An 18,482-nucleotide genomic window follows, 5' to 3' on the forward strand; every position below is an offset into this window, starting at 1 on the left:
ATACCCACGGCGGCCGCATCAGCGGCCGTCGTGCGTCGTACTGCCAACAATCAGGAGTTGAAGATGGGGAATAAAACCACAGCCTGTGTCACCGGCATGCTGGCCTTGGCCAGTTGTACCGTCAGCCAGGCAGCCACGCAGCCCGAAGGCTTTATCGAAGACAGCAGCCTGAGCGTGCTCAGCCGCAATTTTTACTTCAATCGCGATTATCGCAAAGGCGAGCAGTCACCCACCGGCAAGGCCGGCTATGCCGAAGCCTGGGCGCAGGCATTTATCGCTCGCTTCGAATCGGGCTACACCCAGGGTACCGTCGGTTTCGGCCTGGATGTCCATGCCATGCTGGCGCTCAAGTTCGACAGCGGTGATGGCCGCAGCGGCGGGCGCAGCTCGTTCGACATGCTCCCGGTCGACAGTGACGGCCATATGGCAAGCAACTTCAGCAAGCTGGGCGGCGCCCTCAAGGCCCGCCTGTTCGATACCCAGATCAAATACGGCGATGTCTTCCCGGCCACCCCCGTGGTCCACTTTGGCGACTCGCGGCTGTTACCGGAGAGCTTCACTGGCTGGACCGTGGAAAACGCTACCTTCGAGGGGCTGAACGTGCAGGGCGGACGCTTGCACGCGATGAGCCAGCCGCTGTCGAGCAACAACCGCGATGGTTTCTCGACCTTCTATGCCGGCCCGGTCGACTCACCCTGGCTCGGGTATTTCGGTGGCGATTACCAGGCCACCGACAACCTGAGCCTGACCCTCTACAGCAGTCGCCTCAAGGATGCCTGGGACCAGTACTACGCCGGCGCCAGCTACAGCTACCCGATCAGCGAAACGCTCACCGGCTTCACCAGCGCCAACTACTACAAGGCCAGGGATGAAGGCAAGCAACTGCTAGGCGCATTCGACAACGATATCTGGAGTGTTCGCGCCGGGCTCACCTATGGCGCCCATACCCTGGCGGTGTCTCACCAGCGCAACCAGGGCGACGATGACTTCGACTACCTGCGCCAGTCCGACTCGATCTACCTGGACAACTCGATCCAGTACAGCGACTTCAACTCGCCCAAGGAGCGCTCCTGGATGCTGCGCTACGACCTGGACATGGCCGGCTACGGCGTGCCGGGGCTGACCTTCATGACTCGCTACGGACGCGGCAGCGGTATCGACTATTCCGATGCCAACGCGGTGTACATGCGCCGTGACGCCGAGGGCAACCCGCTGGATGACCAGAAGCGCTGGGAGCGGGATATCGAGGCCAAGTACGTGGTGCAGGGTGGCACTTTCAAGGACCTGTCACTGCGGGTACGCCAGGCCACGACGCGGGCCACGGCGTTCGAGTCGGACCTGGACGAGGTGCGCTTGATTGTCGAGTACCCCCTGACGCTGTTGTAGAGCGTTTCTTGCAGCACTGTAATGTCCGCCTCACCTTGCCGTTAGCTTGCCCTCCGTAAGATTGAACTGTTCTGAAATTCAATCACGAGGTGAGCAACATGAGCCTGATCAAGTATGTGCTGATGGGCGTTCTGGCCCTGGGTAGCAGCGCCGCACTGGCCGAAGGCGGCGCCGAGCGCTCGAAGCAGTTCTGGGAGAACTTCCGCCTCAGCCAGGAGCAAGTCCACGGCCAGAAGGATCAGGCCGTGGCGTCATCCAAGGACCGCGAGGCGGTGCAGGAAAAGGTCGTGAAAAAGTAAGCCCTATTCACCTTTGAAGCTCCCCGCTCCAACGGAAAAGGTGAACGTTGGCGCCTCTTGCGGGCGCCTTTTTTATTTGCGCGCCACCAGCACTGCGCGGCGCGGTGCCGGCAGGCCCTCGATGGTGCGGCTGTGGTCGGCCGGGTCGAGGAAGTCGCTCAATGACTGGTAGCGCATCCAGTCGGTGCTGCGCTGTTCCTCGATGCTGGTGACGCTGACGTCCACACAGCGCACATCGCTGAAACCTGCACGGCGCAACCAGCGCTCCAGCGCCGGCACCGAGGGCAGGAACCAGACGTTGCGCATCTGGGCGTAACGGTCTTCAGGTACCAGTACTTGATGCTCATCACCCTCGACCACCAGGGTTTCGAGGACCAGTTCGCCACCCTTGACCAGGCAGTCCTTGAGCGCCAGCAGATGCTCGATGGGTGAACGGCGGTGGTAGAACACGCCCATGGAAAACACGGTGTCGAAGCCTTCGAGGTTGGCGGGCAGGTCCTCCAGGGCGAAGGGCAGGTGCCAGGCGGGCAATTCGGGCAGGTAGCGTTGAACGGCCTGGAACTGGCAGAAGAACAGCCAGTTGGGGTCGACACCAATCACGCTGTCGGCGCCGGCACCGAGCATGCGCCACTGGTAGTAGCCGTTGCCGCAACCGACATCCAGAATGCGCTTGCCCACGAGGTCCAGGTGCGGGGCAACCCGAGACCATTTCCAGTCCGAGCGCCATTCGGTATCGACGTGTACACCGAACAGGTCGAACGGCCCCTTGCGCCAAGGCGACAAGCCCATCAATGCCTGGCGCATGCGCTCGCGGGTGTCCGGATCGCAGTCGCAATCGAGGTTCAAGCCATTGACCAGATCGACCTGGCTGGGTATCAGGGCGGGCAGGGCATCCAGGGCGTTCTGCCAGCGTTCCAGGTCGCCGTGGCCTTTCTCCATCTTGGCGTCGAGTTGCGCTTGCAGGCCTTGCGACCATTGCGCCAGGGGGGTGCCCGCCAGACGGCGGACCAGGGGAGACAGATCAATCATGGCAGGGCAATCAACGAGGCAAAGTTAAGGCATTGGAACCAGGGCACGACCTTGGAGAAACCGGCCTCCAGCAAACGCTCGCGGTGCTCTTCGAGGCTGTCGGGCTTCATCACGTTTTCGATGGCACTGCGTTTCTGGGCAATCTCCAGTTCGCTGTAGCCATTGGCGCGCTTGAAGGCCACGTGCAGGTCGGTGAGCAGGCCATGCTCCTCGGTGTCATTGAAGCGCAGCTTTTCCGAAAGGATCAGCGCGCCACCGGGCCGCAGCGACTGGCGAATACGGCCGAGCAGGGCCAGGCGCTGCTCGGGGGCAATGAACTGCAGGGTGAAGTTCAAGGCCACCACCGAGGCGGGCTGAAATTCCAGGGCGAGGATATCGCCCTCGATGACGTCTACAGGCAGCAGCTCCTGGAACATCGAGTCCTGGGCGGTGAGGTACTGGCGGCAGCGCTCGACCATGGCGGCGGAGTTGTCCACGGCAATGACCCGGCAACCGTCGCTGCGCACATGCCGGCGCAGGGCCTGGGTGACCGCGCCGAGCGAGCTGCCCAGGTCGTAGAGCGCCGTGTTCGGCTGGGCGAACTGGGCGGCGAGCACGCCGAGGTTCTCGACAATGGTCGGGTAACCGGGCACCGAGCGCTTGATCATGTCCGGGAACACCCGCACCACATCTTCGTTGAAGGCGAAGTCGGGCACCTGGCCAAGCGGCTGGGCGAATAGGCGGTCGGGTTCTTTGCTCACGGGGGCAATCCAGGCGTTGTACGGTAAAGGGCCGGCATTTTAGCCAAACTGGCCGATAGTTGCATGGCCTGGCTGACCAGCGCGGCTTACTTCACCGTGATTGCACAGTCGAAGGTCTTTACCGGATGAACTTCCGGTGCCCAGGGTTGCTGGTAGACCAGGATCAGGTGGCCTTCGCCTGCGGCCTGGGCCTGGTAGCGCCACACCGACTGCCCGGCGCTGCCAACCACGCCGGCATCTTCCGGATGGCTGTACACCTCGGGGCCGAGACTGCGCAGGATACTGTTGGCCGGGTTCTGTACCAGCCAGCGGTAGCCGGTGCTGGGGTTGCTGGGCAGGGTCAGGGTGAGCTGTTGGCCGGTCTGCAACTGCATCGGGCAATCAGCCTGGTCGTCCAGGGCGATGCTGTGGCGGGGCTGCTGGGCACAGGCGGTGAGCAAGGCAAGGCTCAGGGGAACGAGAAGTCGGACGGCAGTCATGGTGGCTCCGGTTGGTCGACGAAGGCGCAGCATAACCGAAGAAAAGGTTGCCGGCGCGGTGCAGGCCCGCGCCGGCAGGTTTTAGAACAACACCTTGGCGACATCGCTGAAGCGCTTGGCGAAATGCACGCTCAGGCCTTCCTTGAGATAGTCCGGCAGTTCTTCGAAGTCGCCACGGTTGGCTTCCGGCAGGATCAATTCGTAGATCTTCTGCCGACGCGCCGCGATCACTTTCTCCCGGACACCGCCAATCGGCAGGACCTGGCCGGTCAAGGTCAGCTCGCCGGTCATGGCCACGCCTTTTTTCGGCGCCTGGTCGCGGGCCAGTGACAGCAGGGCGCTGGCCATGGTGACCCCGGCGCTGGGGCCATCCTTGGGCGTCGCGCCTTCCGGTACGTGCAAGTGGATGAAGGCCTGGTTGAAGAAGGTCGGGTCGCCACCGAACTTCTTCGAGTTGGCACTGACGTAGCTGTAGGCGATCTCGGCCGACTCCTTCATCACATCGCCCAGCTTGCCGGTCAGCTTGAAACCGCGGTTGAGGGTGTGGATACGGGTGGCCTCGATCGGCAAGGTGGCGCCGCCCATGCTGGTCCAGGCCAGGCCCGTGATCACGCCCTTGCCCGCCAGCACCTGTTCGGCACGGAACACCGGCATGCCCAGTGAGGCTTCGAGGTCCTTGGGGCCGATCTTGATTTTTTTCGTCGGGTCTTCGAGCAACTGCACCACGGCCTTGCGTATCAACTTGCCCAGTTGTTTCTCCAACTGGCGCACGCCGGCTTCGCGGGCATAGCCCTCGATCACAAGGCGCAGGGCGCTGTCACTGATGCTCAGGCTGGATTTGGCCACACCCGCCTTGTTCAATTGCTTGGGCCACAGGTGACGCTTGGCAATGGCCAGCTTTTCTTCGGTGATGTAGCCGGACAGGCGAATGACTTCCATACGGTCGAGCAGCGGGCCCGGGATCGAGTCCAGGGTGTTGGCGGTACACACGAACAATACTTTGGACAGGTCCAGGCGCAGGTCCAGGTAATGGTCGAGGAAGTCGACGTTCTGCTCCGGGTCGAGGGTTTCGAGCAGTGCGGAGGCGGGGTCGCCCTGATAGCTCTGGCCCATCTTGTCGATCTCGTCGAGCATGATGACCGGGTTCATCACCTCGACCTCCTTGAGCGCCTGCACCAGCTTGCCCGGCTGGGCGCCGATGTAGGTACGCCGATGGCCCTTGATTTCGGCCTCGTCGCGCATACCGCCCACGCTGAAGCGGTAGAACGGTCGTCCCAGGGACTCGGCGATGGATTTGCCAATGCTGGTCTTGCCCACGCCCGGCGGACCCACCAGCAACACGATGGAGCCGCTGATCTCGCCTTTCCAGGCACCGACGGCGAGGAACTCGAGGATCCTGTCCTTGATGTCATCGAGCCCGGCATGGTGCTGGTCGAGCACCTTGCGCGCATGTTTGAGGTCGAGCTTGTCCTTGCCGTACACCCCCCAGGGCAGGGCAGTGGCCCAGTCCAGGTAGTTACGGGTAACGGCGTACTCGGGCGAGCCGGTTTCCAGGATCGCCAGCTTGCCCATCTCTTCATCGATGCGTTTTTTACTGGTCGCAGGCAATGTCTTGCCTTGCAGGCGCTGTTCGAACTGCTCAAGGTCGGCACTGCGGTCGTCCTTGGTCAGGCCAAGCTCCTGCTGGATGACCTTGAGTTGTTCCTTGAGGAAGAATTCGCGCTGGTGCTCACCGATCTGGCGGTTCACTTCGGCAGAGATCTCGTTCTGCAGGCGGGCGACCTCGACCTCCTTGCGCAGCATCGGCAGAACTTTTTCCATGCGCTTGAGGATCGGCACGCAGTCGAGCACTTCCTGCAGCTGAGTACCGGTAGCGGAGGTCAGCGCTGCGGCGAAGTCGGTCAGCGGCGACGGGTCGTTGGGGCTGAAGCGATTGAGGTAGTTCTTCAGCTCTTCGCTGTATAGCGGGTTGAGCGGCAGCAGCTCCTTGATCGCGTTGATCAGGGCCATGCCATAGGCCTTGACCTCGTCGGTCGGCTCGGTGGGCTGGTGCGGGTATTCGACTTCGACCAGGTACGGTGGGCGATGGTGCTTGAGCCAGGTACGGATACGGACCCGGGTCAGGCCCTGGGCGACGAATTGCAGCTTGCCGTTCTCGCGGCTGGCGTGATGCACCTTGACCAGAGTGCCGTACAGCGGCAGGGCCGAGGTGTCGAAATGGCGGTGATCTTCTGGCGGGGTGTCCATGAAGAACAGGGCCAGGGAGTGGTGAGGGTTCTTGGCGACCAGATCCAGGGTTTCAGCCCAGGGTTCTTCGTTGACGATCACCGGCAGTACTTGCGCGGGGAAGAACGGGCGGTTGTGGATCGGGATGATGTAGACCTTGTCGGGCAACTGCTGGCCGGGCAGGGCCAGGTGCCGACCGGTATGTTCGGAGGCTTCGAGATGCTCGACTTCGGCATCTTCTGCGGGGTGTTCGGGTAGATCCTGCTGGTCGCTCATGGGGCACCTGCGTCAATGACTATGGTGCTTAGATGGGGCAGGTTGGGGGAGGTTTCAATGGGTGGGGGATCATCGCGGGGCAAGCCCGCTCCTACGCCGTAGGAGCGGGCTTGCCCCGCGATAACCGGTTTACTCAGCCAACTTGTAAGCGATCACGTAATCGCCCATCTTGGTGCCCAGCGAGCCGTGCCCCCCGGCAGTCACCAGGACGTACTGCTTGCCGTCCTTGCCGGTGTAGGTCATCGGGGTTGCCTGGCCACCTGCCGGCAGGCGCGCTTTCCACAGCTCCTTGCCGGTATTGGTGTCATAGGCACGCAGGTACTGGTCCAGGGTGCCGCTCAAGAAGCCCAGGCCACCCGCAGTGACGATGGAGCCGCCCATGCTCGGCACGCCAATTGGCAGGCCGATCGGGATGGGCGAGCTGTCACGGCTGGTGCCGTTCTTGTGCTTCCACACCACTTTTTTACTCAGCAGGTCGATGCCGGCCACATAGCCCCAGGCAGGGGCCTGGCACGGTACGCCCAGGGGCGACATGAACGGGTGCATGATCACCGCATACGGTGCGCCGGTGTTCGGTTGCACACCGCTGGTTTCGCTTTCACGCTTGCTGCCGGCAGCCACTTCGGCGCGCGGCACCATCTTCGACACGAACGCCATGTAGTTGGGGCTGGTGAACATCATCTGACGCACCGGGTCGACCGAAACACTGCCCCAGTTGAACACGCCCACGTTGCCCGGGTAGACCAGGCTGCCCTGGATCGACGGCGGGGTGTACTGGCCTTCGTAGCGAAGCTCGCGGAACTGGATGCGGCAGAGCATCTGGTCGAACGGGCTGGCGCCCCACATGGCTTGTTCGGTCAGGTCCGGGCCCAGCAGGTTGAGATCCGAGCGGGCCTGGGTGGGGGCCGTGTGGTCGCCTTCGACGGCGCCTTGCGGGGCCGGGATTTCGCGGATCGGCACGATCGGGGTGCCGTCGCGACGGTCCAGCACGTACAGGCTGCCCTGTTTGGTCGGTGCGATCAGTGCAGGTTTCACGCCATCGTCGGACTTCAGGTCAATCAGCGTTGGCTGGCTGCCGACGTCCATGTCCCACAGGTCGTGGTGGGTGAACTGGTAGTTCCAGCGCACCTTGCCGTTGCTCAGGTCCAGGGCAACGATGCCGGCGCTGAACTTCTCGGCGCCCGGGGTGCGGTCGGCGCCCCACTGGTCAGGGGTCTGGTTGCCCAGGGGCAGATACACCATGCCGAGTTTTTCGTCGACACTGGCCAGCGACCACATGTTCGCCGAGTTGCGGCTGTAGGTCTTGCCCGGTGCCAGCGGCGCGGTTTCGTCCGGGTTGTTGCTGTCCCAGTTCCACACCAGGCGGCCGTCGTGTACATCGTAGGCGCGGATGACGCCAGACGGCTCGTTGGTCGACTCGTTATCGGTGACATGGCCGCCGATGATCACCAGTTCGCGGGTGATCGCCGCAGGCGAGGTGGAGTAGTAACCGCCGGCGGTAAAGGGGCCGATGCCGGTGGTCAGGTCGATCACACCCTGGTTGCCGAAGCCTTCGCAGACCTTGCCGGTGTCGGCGTTCAGGGCGATCAGGCGGGCGTCGGCGGTGGGCAGGTACAGGCGACGCGGGCAGGCGCGGGCAACGGCCTGGCCGGCATCGCTGATTTTCGGCGCCGGGCTGCCGTCGACGCTGACGTAGTTGTTCTCGTCGTAGTACGACACACCACGGCAAGTCATGTGGGCGAAGCCCTTGAAGCCTACCGGGCTCTTGATCTGCGGATCGAAGCGCCAGATCTCGGCACCGGTGTCCGGATCCAGGGCCAGCACTTTGCTGTGGGCGGTGCAGGCATAGAGCATGCCGTTGACCTTGAGCGGAGTGTTCTGGTTGGTCAGCTCCACCGGGTCATTGGCGGTCGGCAGGTCACCGGTACGAATGCGCCAGGCTTCTTCAAGCTTGTGTACGTTGTGCGGGGTGATCTGGCGCAGCGGCGAGTAGCGATCGCCGTACTCGGTGCGGCCATAGGCCTGCCACTCGCCGTCCGGCATCTGCGGTGCATTGCTGGCGAACTCGGTGGTGTCGCGGCCCAGCTCGCCCTTGATTTCACCCGGGTTGGTGAACTGGCTGGCCACGGCGGTGGCGCCAGACAGCACCACGGCCAGGCCGAGCAGACCGGTGTTGACTTTCGATGGGTTGCCGGCCAGCGGGCGACGCGCCCACGGCAGCAGCAACACCACGCCCAGGGCGAACCACAGGGCCAGGCGCGGTACCAGTTGCCACCAGTCCAGGCCGACTTCCCACAATGCCCACAGGGTGCTGCCCAGCAGCACCAGGCCGTAAAGGCCCAGAGCATTGCGGCGCAGCGCCAGCAGCAGGACGCCGGACAGGGCAAAGCCGATACCGGCGATCAAGTAATACAGCGAGCCGCCGAGCTGGCTCAGCTTGATGCCACCGGCCAGCAGGGCCAGGCCCATCAGCAGCAACAGCACGCCGATCAGGCGCGGCAGCCAGCGGGTTCTACTCAAGGCACCATCAGTGCTCATCGTGTGTTCTCCGTTAGGTCAAAAGGGGTCAGGCCAGGGCCCGGTTCAGTCAATTATCTGTTTAGAAGCTGCTCTGGATCTTGATCCCGCCGATCAGCGCGTCATCGACCTGGTTCACGCCACCGGGATGACGGATGTACTGCAGGTTCGGGCGCACGGTGAGCCAGTCGGCCAGGTGTATGCCGTAGTACAGCTCGGCGCTGTACTCGGTGTCCTGCACCGGGCGGTAGGCGGGATTGTCGAAATCGGTGATGCCCGAGGCCTCGTTGATGGCCTGGGCATTCTTGCGGTAGGCAGGGTTGACGTGCACGCGGGCGAGGGCGAAACCGATGTCGTCCTTGGCGCGGGCATCGAAGGGCCCCTTGTACACAACACCTGCCTGAACATAGTTGTCGATGGCATTGGTCTTCTTGTCGTGCAGCGTGGCGTTGGCAAACACGCTCAGGCCACGGGAGTGGTCGGACGCTTGCGACGTCACCTGCTGCTGGGCACCGAGCCAGAAGCCGTGCTTGCTCGAACTGCTGCGATAAGCCTGGCCGCTCAGTGCTGCCGGTTGGTCGTTGCTGTCCTTGTAGACATCAGTTGCCTTGGCATTACTGTAGTAGTAACCGGCTCGATATTCCCCTTTCAGGCCGTTGACCGCCGGGCTCCAGACCAGTTCCACCGGAATCACCGCACCCTGGGTGCCGCTGCCGCTGAGCTTGAAGCCGTTGCCGCGGTCAAGGTTGGAGGGGTTCTGCTCATAGGCGCCAATCTGCGCGTACAGCTCGGGGGTGAGGTTGTACTTGACCCGCAGCGCCCACTGGCTGACGGGCCAGTTGTACCAGATGTCACCCACCCAGTTGCCTACCTGGGAGCCGCAGAAGGCCAGGTTCTGGAAGTCGCAAGGGAAGCTGTTGAAGTCTTCGCCCTGGCCGAAGCGGCCGAATTTCACATCCAGGGCGCCGTCGAAGTATTTCTGCTTGACCCACATCTGCGTCAGCCGCCAGGTCTGACCACGGCCCCAGATTTCCTGGGCCGAGGTAAAACCGCCTACCCGGGGGTCGTTGATGCGGTCATTGCTGATGTTGTCGCCATGGCGCTGGGTGACGGTCAGCTGGAACTCGGCATCGTGCCAGCCGAGGATTTTTTGCAGGTCCAGGTGCGTGCCCAGGGCGAACTGGCCGCTGTAGCGGGCGGTCTGGTCGTCGTCATAGCCGCCGTCGAGGTTGGCGCCCATCTCGCCGGTGTAGCCGAGGGTGAAGTCGTAGCCGCGTTCAGCCAGCTCCGTGCGGGTGCCGCCCCAATCGCCAAGCATCCATGGCGAGTTGCTGGCGAACATCGCTGTGGCCTGGGCACAAGGGGCCAGGCTGGCAATGGCCAGACCCGAAAGCAGCGTCCGGGTGGCGGGGGAAAAGCGGATACGATCAAACTGAGGCATGAGATAGCGCTATCTTTTGATGATTGAAAAACGGCAAGTCAGCCGCGTCCTGGGGATCGTCGGCGATAAGGCTGCAGGGGAAATGACTGAAGCGGTTCAGCTTGCGGCGGGGAGGATATAGCTGAATTTGTAAGAAAAAAAGTCATATCGGCAAAAGGAACCGTTGCCGGAAGGGTGTAGCCGCTGCCGCCAGGCTGCGATCGGTGCAAAGCGGCCGCTTGACCTATGGGCGACTGCTACGCAGCCGATCGCAGCCTGGCGGCAGCGGCTGCATAGCATTTTCGTCTCCAGTAAAGGGGTCAGAAGGTAGTGCGCAGGCCTACTTCTACGCTGCGTCCCGGCGCCGGGGCGATGTCGCGCAGGATGGAACTGGCGTAGCGCACGGTCTGGTCGCTGAGGTTTTCAGCACGTACGAAGGCCAGCCACTGGCTCTGGCCGACCTCGAAGCGATATCCCACGCTGGCACCCAGGGTGGTGTAGCCATCGGTGCTGGTCTCGTTGGCAGGCTTTTTGTGCTGGGCACTGGCGTGTTGTACATCGACCCGCGCCTGCCAGCGATCCAGCTCCCAGAGCAAACCGCTGTTCAAACGCAGTGGGGCGATACGTGGCAGGTCTTCGCCGCTGTCGAGGTTCTTGGCCCGGGTGTAATCGCCCGACAACTCCAGGGCGAAGCTGCCATAGCGGTTCTGCACCAGTTGCCAGCGGTCCTGGGCCTCGATGCCGTAGAAGCGCGCCCGTACACCACGGTACAGGTACTCGGGCACGTCTCCTGCGTGGTCGTGATCATGGTCGTGATCGTGGCCTTCATCGCCGTGGTCATGGTCATGGCCTTCGCGCAGGTTGCCGCTGGCCAGCAGCCCGATGTAATTGCGGAAGTGGCTGTAGAACATCCCGACGCTGCCTTTGTGCACGCCGTTGTCAAAGCGCAGGGCCAGGTCGCTGGAGATCGCTTTCTCCTTGCTCAGGTTCGGGTCTCCCACCTCATAGGTGCCGGTGGCGACGTGGGCACCGTTGGCGTACAGCTCGTAGAAGGTCGGGGCGCGTTCGGTGTAGCCCAGGGTGGCAGCCAGCGACCAGACTGGCGTCAACTCATAGACAGCGCCGGACGACAGGCTGGCGGCAGTGAAACTGGCAGCGCTGCCGGCGTGGGCGAAGCGCTCGCTGCCCTGGCTGTCCGGATCCACTCGCGTGTGTTCCAGTCGTCCGCCCAGGCTCAGGTTCAGGCGTTCGCTGGCTTGCCACTGTTCGAGCATGAACAGCGCCAGGGTGTCTGTATCGGTCTGCGGCACGAAGGCTTCTTCGCCCAGGGCAGAGAACTCGTTGCGGCTGACCTGTGCGCCAATCACGCCCTCTACCGGGCCCAGGGGCTGATGGCGGGCCTCGACCCGCGCTTCGTAGCCTTTGTTCTTGAACGTGGTATGGACCTCGCCACCCTCCAGTTCGCGGTGCTGGTAATCGGTGTAGCCGACATCGAATTTCAGCGAACTGAAAGGGCCTTCCAGATCCCGCAGTTCAGAGGCGAAGCCGTAGTGATCCTGCTGCATGTCCAGGCGTACGCCGGGCTCGGCCACCGAGCCGTAGTTCGAGTCGTAGCGGCTGAAGGAAAGCCCCGCATAGCCATGATCCCAGTGGTAGGCACCGCCCGCGGCCCCCCCCTCCTGGCGGCCATTGCTGTTCTCCAGTTTGTTGCGACTGCCCGGGTCGTCTGCATCGCGTACTTGGGAACTGTGCGCGTAGCCGGGAATGCGCAGGTCGTTGAACTGCCGGCTGTTGGCGTCCAGGTGCAGGGCAAAGCGGCCGTCACCGGCTTCAAGCTTGCCGGCACTGCTGCGGGTGGTGTCGGCGCCGCCGTAGCGCAGTTCGCCCGCACCCTGGATGCCATCGATCGGGGCGGTGGGGATGCGGTTGTCGAAACTGTTGACTACGCCGCCAATGGCGTCGCCGCCATAGAGCAGGGCGGCCGGGCCGCGGACAATTTCGATGCGATCCACGGTGGCAGGGTCCAGTGGCACGGCGTGGTCATACGACAGCGACGAGGCATCGAGGGCTCCAACACCGTTGCGCAAGATACGGATACGGTCGCCGTCCAGGCCACGAATGATCGGACGGCTGGCGCCGGGGCCGAACCAGGTGGAGGAAACGCCGGGCTGGTTGCTCAGGGTCTGGCCGAGGCTGCCCTTTTGCTGCAGGGTCAGGTCGTCGCCTTCTAGCACGCTGGTGGGCGCGGCCAGTTCACCTGTGCCCAGCGGGTTGGCGGTGATGACCTGGGTTTGAAGCTCGACCGCCAGGCTCAAGGGAGAGACGAGCCAGAGGGCGGCGGCAAGGGGGGAGAGGCGCATGGGGGAGAGGAGTCCTTGGCAGTGTTATAGTGTTGTTACAATATAACATTGCTTTCTGCTCTATGGGAAAACCCCCGTTGGCGCAGGCTTGCCCCGTGATCAGCCATACTCCTTGCAACTGCCGCATTGGCACTGACGCGGGGCAGGTCGAGACGTCGCACCGCTGCTCTTGCGTGTAAACGACTGAAGACTGAGCTAAGGTGCGCACCTTTGATCCACTGGAGCACAGCAATGTCCACTGCCAACCCCAATCCGCTGCATGGCGTGACGCTGGAGCAGATCCTCACCAAGCTGGTCGAGCACTACCAATGGGAAGGGCTGGCCCAGCGCATCGATATCCGCTGCTTCAAGAGCGACCCAAGCATCAAGTCGAGCCTGACGTTTTTGCGTAAAACGCCTTGGGCGAGGGAAAAAGTCGAACGCCTGTACCTGAAGCTGCAGCGCGGTCGTTGATCCATGCCATGGGCGAGGCGAGCTGTCGGCCTGGCTGCCTGCCTGGGTTGGAGTGCGCTGGCGATCCAGATGTACTTGGTATTGCTGGTGCGCTGGCAGGAGCAGGCCAGCCTGATCGGCGGCCTTGTGAATTTCTTCAGTTACTTCACCGTGCTGAGCAATACCCTGGTTGCGGTGGTGCTCACGCAGGCCGCGTTTGGCAGGGCGTCGGCTTCGCGGCGGTTCTTTCTCGCACCGGGTGTCACTGGCGGCATTGCTGCCAGCATTGTCCTGGTTGGCCTGGCCTATAGCCTGTTGTTGCGCCACTTGTGGCATCCGCAAGGCTGGCAGTGGGTGGCCGATGAACTGCTGCACGACATCATGCCGTTGCTGTTCGTGGTCTATTGGTGGTGCTGCGTCGAGAAAGGCAACCTGCGCTTGAAGCACTTGCTGGCCTGGTTGCTGTATCCGGCGGGTTATTTTGCCTATGCACTGCTGCGCGGCCATTCGATAGGTGTCTATCCCTATCCCTTTATCGATGTGGCGACCCTTGGCTATGGGCAGGTATTGATCAACGCCCTGGCGATACTGCTGGGTTTCATCACCATCGGCCTGCTGATCCTGGGCCTGGATCATTGGCAGGGCGGGCGCCTGGCCAAGGCCAGGACGCAACCCTGATGGTGCCGTATTACGCGTCGTCGTTCGGATCAAGGCGCCAGTAGGCGGCGGCTTTGATCAGGTTTTCCTTCACGCCTTTCTCGTCGATCAACAAGCGCTTGGCCTGGCGGGTCAGGCTCTTCTCCAGCGCGACCCAGGTGTACAGCTGACCTTCTGGCAGCTTCAGCGCTTTCACGACGTCAAGCAGCTCCCGTTGATGACGCTGCACCCAGATCACTTCTACCTGTGCCTTGCTCGCCAGGGGTTGTTGCTCCTGCGCATCTTCAATCTCGATCACCGCCAGCACCTTGCGTGTGGCTGGCAGTTCTTCCAGTCGCCGGGCAATGGCAGGAATCGCCGTTTCGTCACCGATCAACAGGTAGCTGTCGAAGATATCCGGCACCACCATCGACGCACGCGGGCCGGCAATGTTCAGGACCTGACCGACTTCTGCCTGGGCAGCCCAGGTGGAGGCAGGGCCATCGCCGTGCAGCACGAAGTCGATATCCAGTTCGCCGGCTGCCAGGTCGATACGCCGCGGGGTGTACTCGCGCATCGTTGGGCGCCAGGTGTCACGGCCGAAGTCGAGGTTGTCCAGCGCCACCTGGTCTTCTGGCGAAGTGGCGAACAGCAGTTTGATGTGATCGTCGCTGCCCACGCTGGTAAAGCCTTGCAGTTGTGGCCCACCGACGGTGATGCGACGCATGCGCGGGGTCAGGTCGATGACCTTCAGCACATCCAGGCGGCGGTGTTTGATTTCGTGGTTCACGCGATGGATCGCGGTGTTTTCGCTGCCACTCATTGGGACTTCTCCGTAGGTGCCGTGGCCGGTCCTGCAACGATGGCCTTGGCAGTGTTGTTGAGCAGGGTACGCACCCGCTCGATTTCTTCGGGGTTCCAGCGGCCACTGTGCATCTGCAGGGCATGACGCAGGTTGTGTACCGCTTCGTGGATCTCTGCTGGGCGATCGTGGCCGAACAGTGAGCGCTTGCTGACCTCGATGCGCATGCGCACGCCGTCCAGGGCGACAGCCTGCTCGGCCAGGGCCGTGACCCCGGCAGGGGTGACGCTGTAGAGCTTCTTGCTGCCATGGACCTGGCCGACGATCAGTTCGCTCTCTTCGAGAAAGGTCAGGGTGGGGTAGATCACGCCGGGGCTTGGGCTGTAGTTGCCGCCAAACAGGGTTTCGATCTGGCGGATCAGGTCGTAGCCGTGGCAGGGCTGCTCGGCCAGCATCGACAACAGCAGCAGTTTCAGGTCGCCGGGGGCGAATACGCGCGGGCCGCGATCGCCGCGGCCATGGCGGCGTTCAAATCCGTCATGGCGATCGCCGTGGTCACGGTGGGGGTGATGGTCACGCATGGGAATCTCCGATTGCGTTAGATGTATCTTCAGATATTACTCAAGATATATCTTTAGGCAAGCGTTGAGATTGAGAATATTTCTCATGATGTCGGCGGGCAGAAGAGAACCCGGGCGCAATCAATGCGCCCAGGCAAGTTGAATCGGTTTACTTCTGGGCCACTTGTGGTGCCTTGCACAGCGTGTGGCTGCCCGGTTGCAGGTAGGGCGTCAGGATCGGCGCCATGCCCTTGAGCACCTGTACCGGCAGTGCCGAGGTGAACTTGAAGGACTCGGCGGCCCGGCCCGGTACGAAGGCGGTGAGGGTGCCAAAGTGGTTATCGCCGAGGAAGAACACGAAGGTCGCGGTGCGGTTGATGGCCTTGGACCCAAGCAAACGGCCTCCGGCGCCCCAGCTTTCGAGGCGGTTGTCGCCGGTACCGGTCTTGCCACCCATGACCATGGGCGTACCGTCGTTTAGCTTGAAGCTACCGGACACCCGGCGTGCGGTCCCGGCGTCGACGACTTGCGAAAGGGCCCCGCGCAGGGCGCGGGCGACTTCTACCGACAGCACCCGCTGGCCCAGGTCGGGGTCTCCGGCGAGGCGGGTTTCGTAAGGCGTGTCGGCGGCAAAGTGCAGGGTGTCGATACGCAGGACCGGCAGGCGGATACCGTCGTTCTGAATGATGCCGACCAGTTCGGCCAAGGCTGCCGGACGGTCGCCGGAGCTCCCGATGGCGGTGGCCAGCGACGGCACGAGGTGATCGAACGGGTAGCCGACTCGCTTCCAGCGCCGGTGGATATCAAGGAAGGCTTCGATCTCCACCAGGGTACGGATACGGCTGTCGCGAGCGCCCTTGTGCTTGCTCTTGAACAGCCAGCCGTAGACTTCCTGACGCTCGAACTGGCTGGCTTGCACCGCATCCTGGAAGCTCGCGCTGGGGTTCTTGAGGAGGTAGCCCAGCAGCCACAGGTCCAGCGGATGGACCTTGGCGACAAAGCCCTGGTCTGGCAGGTCGAACTTGCCGGGACCGTAGGCGTAGTACATGTCGTCCAGGCGTTTCTCGGTTACCGTGTCTTGCTTGCTGGGCGCACGCTTGTTGTCCAGCCGGTCCTTTTTCAGGTGCGCCTGGACGAAGGCATTGAAAGTGGCCTGGTCGGCTTCGGGGAACAGGTAACGGTGTACGGCGGCCAGGCGGATCGGGGTGATCCGCAGGCTGTCGAGGAAGGTGTCCAGGCGTTGCTGCGAGGTCTTGCGCTGGTATTTTTTCCAGAACCTGCGCAGGTAGTCAGTACCTTCCTTGTCGGCAAAGCGCGCCAGGTACTCCTGGCGCCGTGGCTCGGCATCGTCCCTGAGCAGCGCAACGCTGTTGCCGGGCGTCTGGTAGGTGCTGTAGCGCACCAGATCACGCATCAGGCGAATGAAGGGCAGGTTGATCGACTCGCGCAGCGCGTCCTTGAGGGTGGGGATACGGCCGTTGTCTTCCTTGCGAAAGTTGTTGAACACATGCATGCCGCCACCGGTGAAGAACGCCTCGCCCGGGCTTGCCGAATATTTACGGTTGAGCGCCGCATCCAGCATCGCCTCGATGTTGCGGTCCTTGTTCTGGATCAGGTAGTCGATTGCCCAGCGGGTGATGAAGTCCAGTTCTGCAACTTCGACCTTCTTCAGGTCTGCGGCGGGGGTATTGGCATACTTGTCGTGCAGCTCGGCAATGATTTCCAGGTAGCTGGTCAGCACCCGCAGCTTGGCGGTGGAGCCCAGCTCCAGCTTGCTGCCTTCGTTGATGTCGAAAGGCTGGTCCGTGCTGTCGGTCTGCACCCGTACCCGCGAACCATTGGCGGTACGTTCGAGCAAGGTGAAGCTGTAGCGGACCTGGGTGGTGCTGGTGGGCGTCAACAGGCGTTCACCGAACAGGCCGACCTTTTCGGCAAAGGCCGGGTCGGCGAGGTCCTTGAGGTACTGGCTGACTTGCCCTTGCAGGTCCGATTGCAAGGTACTGGTGGCCGACAGGTCGAGGCGGTCGAGGTCGTAGAGCGGCCGGGCCAGGGCCAGGGACAAACGGCTGCGGGCCACACTGATGCCCTTGTTGGTGACGATGGGCACGATGGTGGGTTGGGCCACCCAGTCGCGGAAGGTGGCCTTGCTGGCCAGTGCGGCATCGGCCAATGGGCGGTCGACAATATTGCTGGCCGCCAGGACGCGGATGTGGCTGTCGGTCAGTTCGGCCAGCTCGTTGCGACCTTTGGATAGAAAGTGCGAAGGCCGGCGCTGGGCGATCATCAACGACAGCACCTGACGCAGCGCCAGGCCCCGCGCCGCCATGCTTTGAGGGTCGGTAGCGGTCGAGGCCAGGATCTCGTTGACCTGGGCAAAATCGGCGCCGTACCAGACCCGCAGGCCCTCCGCCATGCCATGCACTTCACCATGGCCGGGCACCGCCGAGAGCGGCACGCTGTTGAGGTAGTCACGCACGATGCGCTGGCGGGCCTCGAGGGTCTCAGGGCCCCCCTGGTAGGCGCGCACGCTGGCGGAAATCATCTGGCGGATTTTCTCGCTGCCCGACACGGTGAGGCCGTCGGGCGAGTGACGGTATTTTTCCAACTGGGTGGCCAGGGTGCTGCCGCCGGCGGATTGGCCGGGCAGGGCCAAGTACTTGGCCACCTGGCTGTAGGCTGCCTTGGCAAAGCGTGGCCAGTCCACCGCCGGGTTGGCGTAGGGATCATTGGGGTCGAGCAGGTCACGGTTCTCGATGAACAGCAGGCTGTTGACGATCACCGGCGGGATCGAGTTGAAGTCCGGGTACAGGTACTGCGGGTAGTGGTACTGGTAGAGCACGTCACCCTTGCAGTCGGTGATCGACAGGCCGGTCTGGATCTTTTCCTTGTAGGGCACGAAGAAGCCGTGCTCGGTGTAGTTCATCAATGCTGGCGAAAAATGCACCTGCTCACTGATTACATAATCGCGCTTGAGCAGGCGTGGCAGGAAATCGCCCAGGGCGCTGTAGCCCAGGCGCTGGTCGAACGGCCCGTCGCCGGGGTAGATGATCGCATCGCTGGGCCCCGGTTGCAGGGAGTAGGTCAGGGTCGAGGCGAGCTGGCTCAGTTCGCGTGACTGCATCCGCGAAGTGTGCATTTCATTGGTGATGGCCAGTCCAAGGGCGATCAGGCTGAGCAGCAGCACCAGCCAGATCAGCCTCCACCACAAATGACGTTGGCGAGGGCTTTTCGGCAATGGTGATTCTTCTAGAGATTCAGGGGGAGCTTCCTTACTGGTTGGTTCCGATTGCCACAATGCGCCCATAGTTTTCAGCCCGGCT

Annotated in this window: 14 protein-coding genes; 4 read left to right on the plus strand and 10 right to left on the minus strand. The window is 62.8% G+C overall.

Annotation, left to right across the window (positions count from 1 at the left end; genetic code table 11):
- The first annotated feature begins 96 nt into the window (after positions 1-96).
- Positions 97-1,386 (plus strand): OprD family porin, encoded by a 1,290-nt coding sequence (locus ABVN19_RS01845; RefSeq protein WP_256585886.1) that lies wholly within the window; start codon positions 97-99, stop codon positions 1,384-1,386.
- Positions 1,387-1,484: 98 nt separating this feature from the next.
- Positions 1,485-1,685: a hypothetical protein gene (locus tag ABVN19_RS01850; protein WP_028943440.1), complete on the plus strand. Its 201-nt coding sequence runs from the start codon at positions 1,485-1,487 to the stop codon at positions 1,683-1,685.
- Positions 1,686-1,757: 72 nt separating this feature from the next.
- On the opposite strand, the gene cmoB is transcribed toward ABVN19_RS01850, so the two are convergent.
- From cmoB to ABVN19_RS01885, 7 genes are all read right to left on the minus strand, one after another.
- Positions 1,758-2,714 carry a tRNA 5-methoxyuridine(34)/uridine 5-oxyacetic acid(34) synthase CmoB gene (gene cmoB / locus ABVN19_RS01855; RefSeq protein ID WP_028943441.1) on the minus strand — a complete coding sequence of 319 codons (957 nt, stop codon included), beginning with the start codon at positions 2,712-2,714 and terminating at the stop codon, positions 1,758-1,760.
- The gene (gene cmoA / locus ABVN19_RS01860; protein ID WP_105642227.1) at positions 2,711-3,454 is read right to left on the minus strand and encodes a carboxy-S-adenosyl-L-methionine synthase CmoA; all 744 of its coding nucleotides are present in this window, start codon (positions 3,452-3,454) and stop codon (positions 2,711-2,713) included. The genes cmoB and cmoA overlap by 4 nt, the downstream gene beginning before the upstream one ends.
- An 86-nt stretch (positions 3,455-3,540) precedes the next feature.
- Positions 3,541-3,933 (minus strand): protease inhibitor I42 family protein, encoded by a 393-nt coding sequence (locus ABVN19_RS01865; protein ID WP_028943443.1) that lies wholly within the window; start codon positions 3,931-3,933, stop codon positions 3,541-3,543.
- Positions 3,934-4,014: 81 nt separating this feature from the next.
- Positions 4,015-6,435, minus strand: a complete 2,421-nt coding sequence (gene lon / locus ABVN19_RS01870) for an endopeptidase La (RefSeq protein WP_105642226.1) — start codon at positions 6,433-6,435, stop codon at positions 4,015-4,017.
- 129 nt (positions 6,436-6,564) lie between these two features.
- A complete protein-coding gene (locus ABVN19_RS01875) occupies positions 6,565-8,973 on the minus strand; it encodes a glucose/quinate/shikimate family membrane-bound PQQ-dependent dehydrogenase (RefSeq protein WP_028943445.1) in 2,409 nt (802 codons plus the stop codon).
- A gap of 61 nt (positions 8,974-9,034) precedes the next feature.
- Positions 9,035-10,393: a carbohydrate porin gene (locus ABVN19_RS01880; RefSeq protein WP_105642225.1), complete on the minus strand. Its 1,359-nt coding sequence runs from the start codon at positions 10,391-10,393 to the stop codon at positions 9,035-9,037.
- A gap of 299 nt (positions 10,394-10,692) precedes the next feature.
- Complete coding sequence (locus ABVN19_RS01885) at positions 10,693-12,732, minus strand: TonB-dependent receptor (protein ID WP_105642224.1); 2,040 nt, start codon at positions 12,730-12,732, stop codon at positions 10,693-10,695.
- Positions 12,733-12,963: 231 nt separating this feature from the next.
- Between ABVN19_RS01885 and ABVN19_RS01890 the strand changes: the two genes are divergently transcribed.
- Both ABVN19_RS01890 and ABVN19_RS01895 read left to right on the plus strand, forming a co-directional pair.
- Positions 12,964-13,185, plus strand: a complete 222-nt coding sequence (locus ABVN19_RS01890; RefSeq protein ID WP_028943448.1) for a VF530 family protein — start codon at positions 12,964-12,966, stop codon at positions 13,183-13,185.
- 3 nt (positions 13,186-13,188) lie between these two features.
- On the plus strand, positions 13,189-13,842 hold the full coding sequence (locus tag ABVN19_RS01895) for a Pr6Pr family membrane protein (protein WP_028943449.1): 654 nt from the start codon (positions 13,189-13,191) through the stop codon (positions 13,840-13,842).
- Between the two features lie 10 nt (positions 13,843-13,852).
- Here the strand turns inward: ABVN19_RS01895 and ABVN19_RS01900 are convergent, their stop codons facing one another.
- The 3 genes from ABVN19_RS01900 to ABVN19_RS01910 all read right to left on the minus strand — a co-directional run bounded on the left by ABVN19_RS01900 (position 13,853) and on the right by ABVN19_RS01910 (position 18,466).
- Entirely contained in the window at positions 13,853-14,623 is a 771-nt protein-coding gene (locus ABVN19_RS01900; protein WP_028943450.1) for a siderophore-interacting protein, read from the minus strand.
- Positions 14,620-15,183: a PadR family transcriptional regulator gene (locus ABVN19_RS01905; protein ID WP_028943451.1), complete on the minus strand. Its 564-nt coding sequence runs from the start codon at positions 15,181-15,183 to the stop codon at positions 14,620-14,622. The genes ABVN19_RS01900 and ABVN19_RS01905 overlap by 4 nt, the downstream gene beginning before the upstream one ends.
- Before the next feature lie 148 nt (positions 15,184-15,331).
- A complete protein-coding gene (locus tag ABVN19_RS01910; protein WP_105642223.1) occupies positions 15,332-18,466 on the minus strand; it encodes a transglycosylase domain-containing protein in 3,135 nt (1,044 codons plus the stop codon).
- Positions 18,467-18,482: the final 16 nt, after the last annotated feature.

Origin of the sequence: Pseudomonas vranovensis (genome assembly GCF_040438935.1) — a bacterium.
Taxonomy (GTDB): domain Bacteria; phylum Pseudomonadota; class Gammaproteobacteria; order Pseudomonadales; family Pseudomonadaceae; genus Aquipseudomonas; species Aquipseudomonas vranovensis.

Excerpts from the sequence above, each read along its gene's own strand:
- ABVN19_RS01875 (WP_028943445.1), bottom strand. The coding sequence starts at position 8,973 with ATGAGCACTGATGGTGCCTTGAGTAGAACCCGCTGGCTGCCGCGCCTG.
- ABVN19_RS01865 (WP_028943443.1), bottom strand. The coding sequence starts at position 3,933 with ATGACTGCCGTCCGACTTCTCGTTCCCCTGAGCCTTGCCTTGCTCACC.
- ABVN19_RS01845 (WP_256585886.1), top strand. The coding sequence starts at position 97 with ATGCTGGCCTTGGCCAGTTGTACCGTCAGCCAGGCAGCCACGCAGCCC.
- ABVN19_RS01895 (WP_028943449.1), top strand. The coding sequence starts at position 13,189 with ATGCCATGGGCGAGGCGAGCTGTCGGCCTGGCTGCCTGCCTGGGTTGG.
- ABVN19_RS01905 (WP_028943451.1), bottom strand. The coding sequence starts at position 15,183 with ATGCGTGACCATCACCCCCACCGTGACCACGGCGATCGCCATGACGGA.
- ABVN19_RS01885 (WP_105642224.1), bottom strand. The coding sequence starts at position 12,732 with ATGCGCCTCTCCCCCCTTGCCGCCGCCCTCTGGCTCGTCTCTCCCTTG.
- cmoB (WP_028943441.1), bottom strand. The coding sequence starts at position 2,714 with ATGATTGATCTGTCTCCCCTGGTCCGCCGTCTGGCGGGCACCCCCCTG.
- ABVN19_RS01880 (WP_105642225.1), bottom strand. The coding sequence starts at position 10,393 with ATGCCTCAGTTTGATCGTATCCGCTTTTCCCCCGCCACCCGGACGCTG.
- ABVN19_RS01910 (WP_105642223.1), bottom strand. The coding sequence starts at position 18,466 with ATGGGCGCATTGTGGCAATCGGAACCAACCAGTAAGGAAGCTCCCCCT.
- lon (WP_105642226.1), bottom strand. The coding sequence starts at position 6,435 with ATGAGCGACCAGCAGGATCTACCCGAACACCCCGCAGAAGATGCCGAA.
- ABVN19_RS01900 (WP_028943450.1), bottom strand. The coding sequence starts at position 14,623 with ATGAGTGGCAGCGAAAACACCGCGATCCATCGCGTGAACCACGAAATC.
- ABVN19_RS01890 (WP_028943448.1), top strand. The coding sequence starts at position 12,964 with ATGTCCACTGCCAACCCCAATCCGCTGCATGGCGTGACGCTGGAGCAG.
- ABVN19_RS01850 (WP_028943440.1), top strand. The coding sequence starts at position 1,485 with ATGAGCCTGATCAAGTATGTGCTGATGGGCGTTCTGGCCCTGGGTAGC.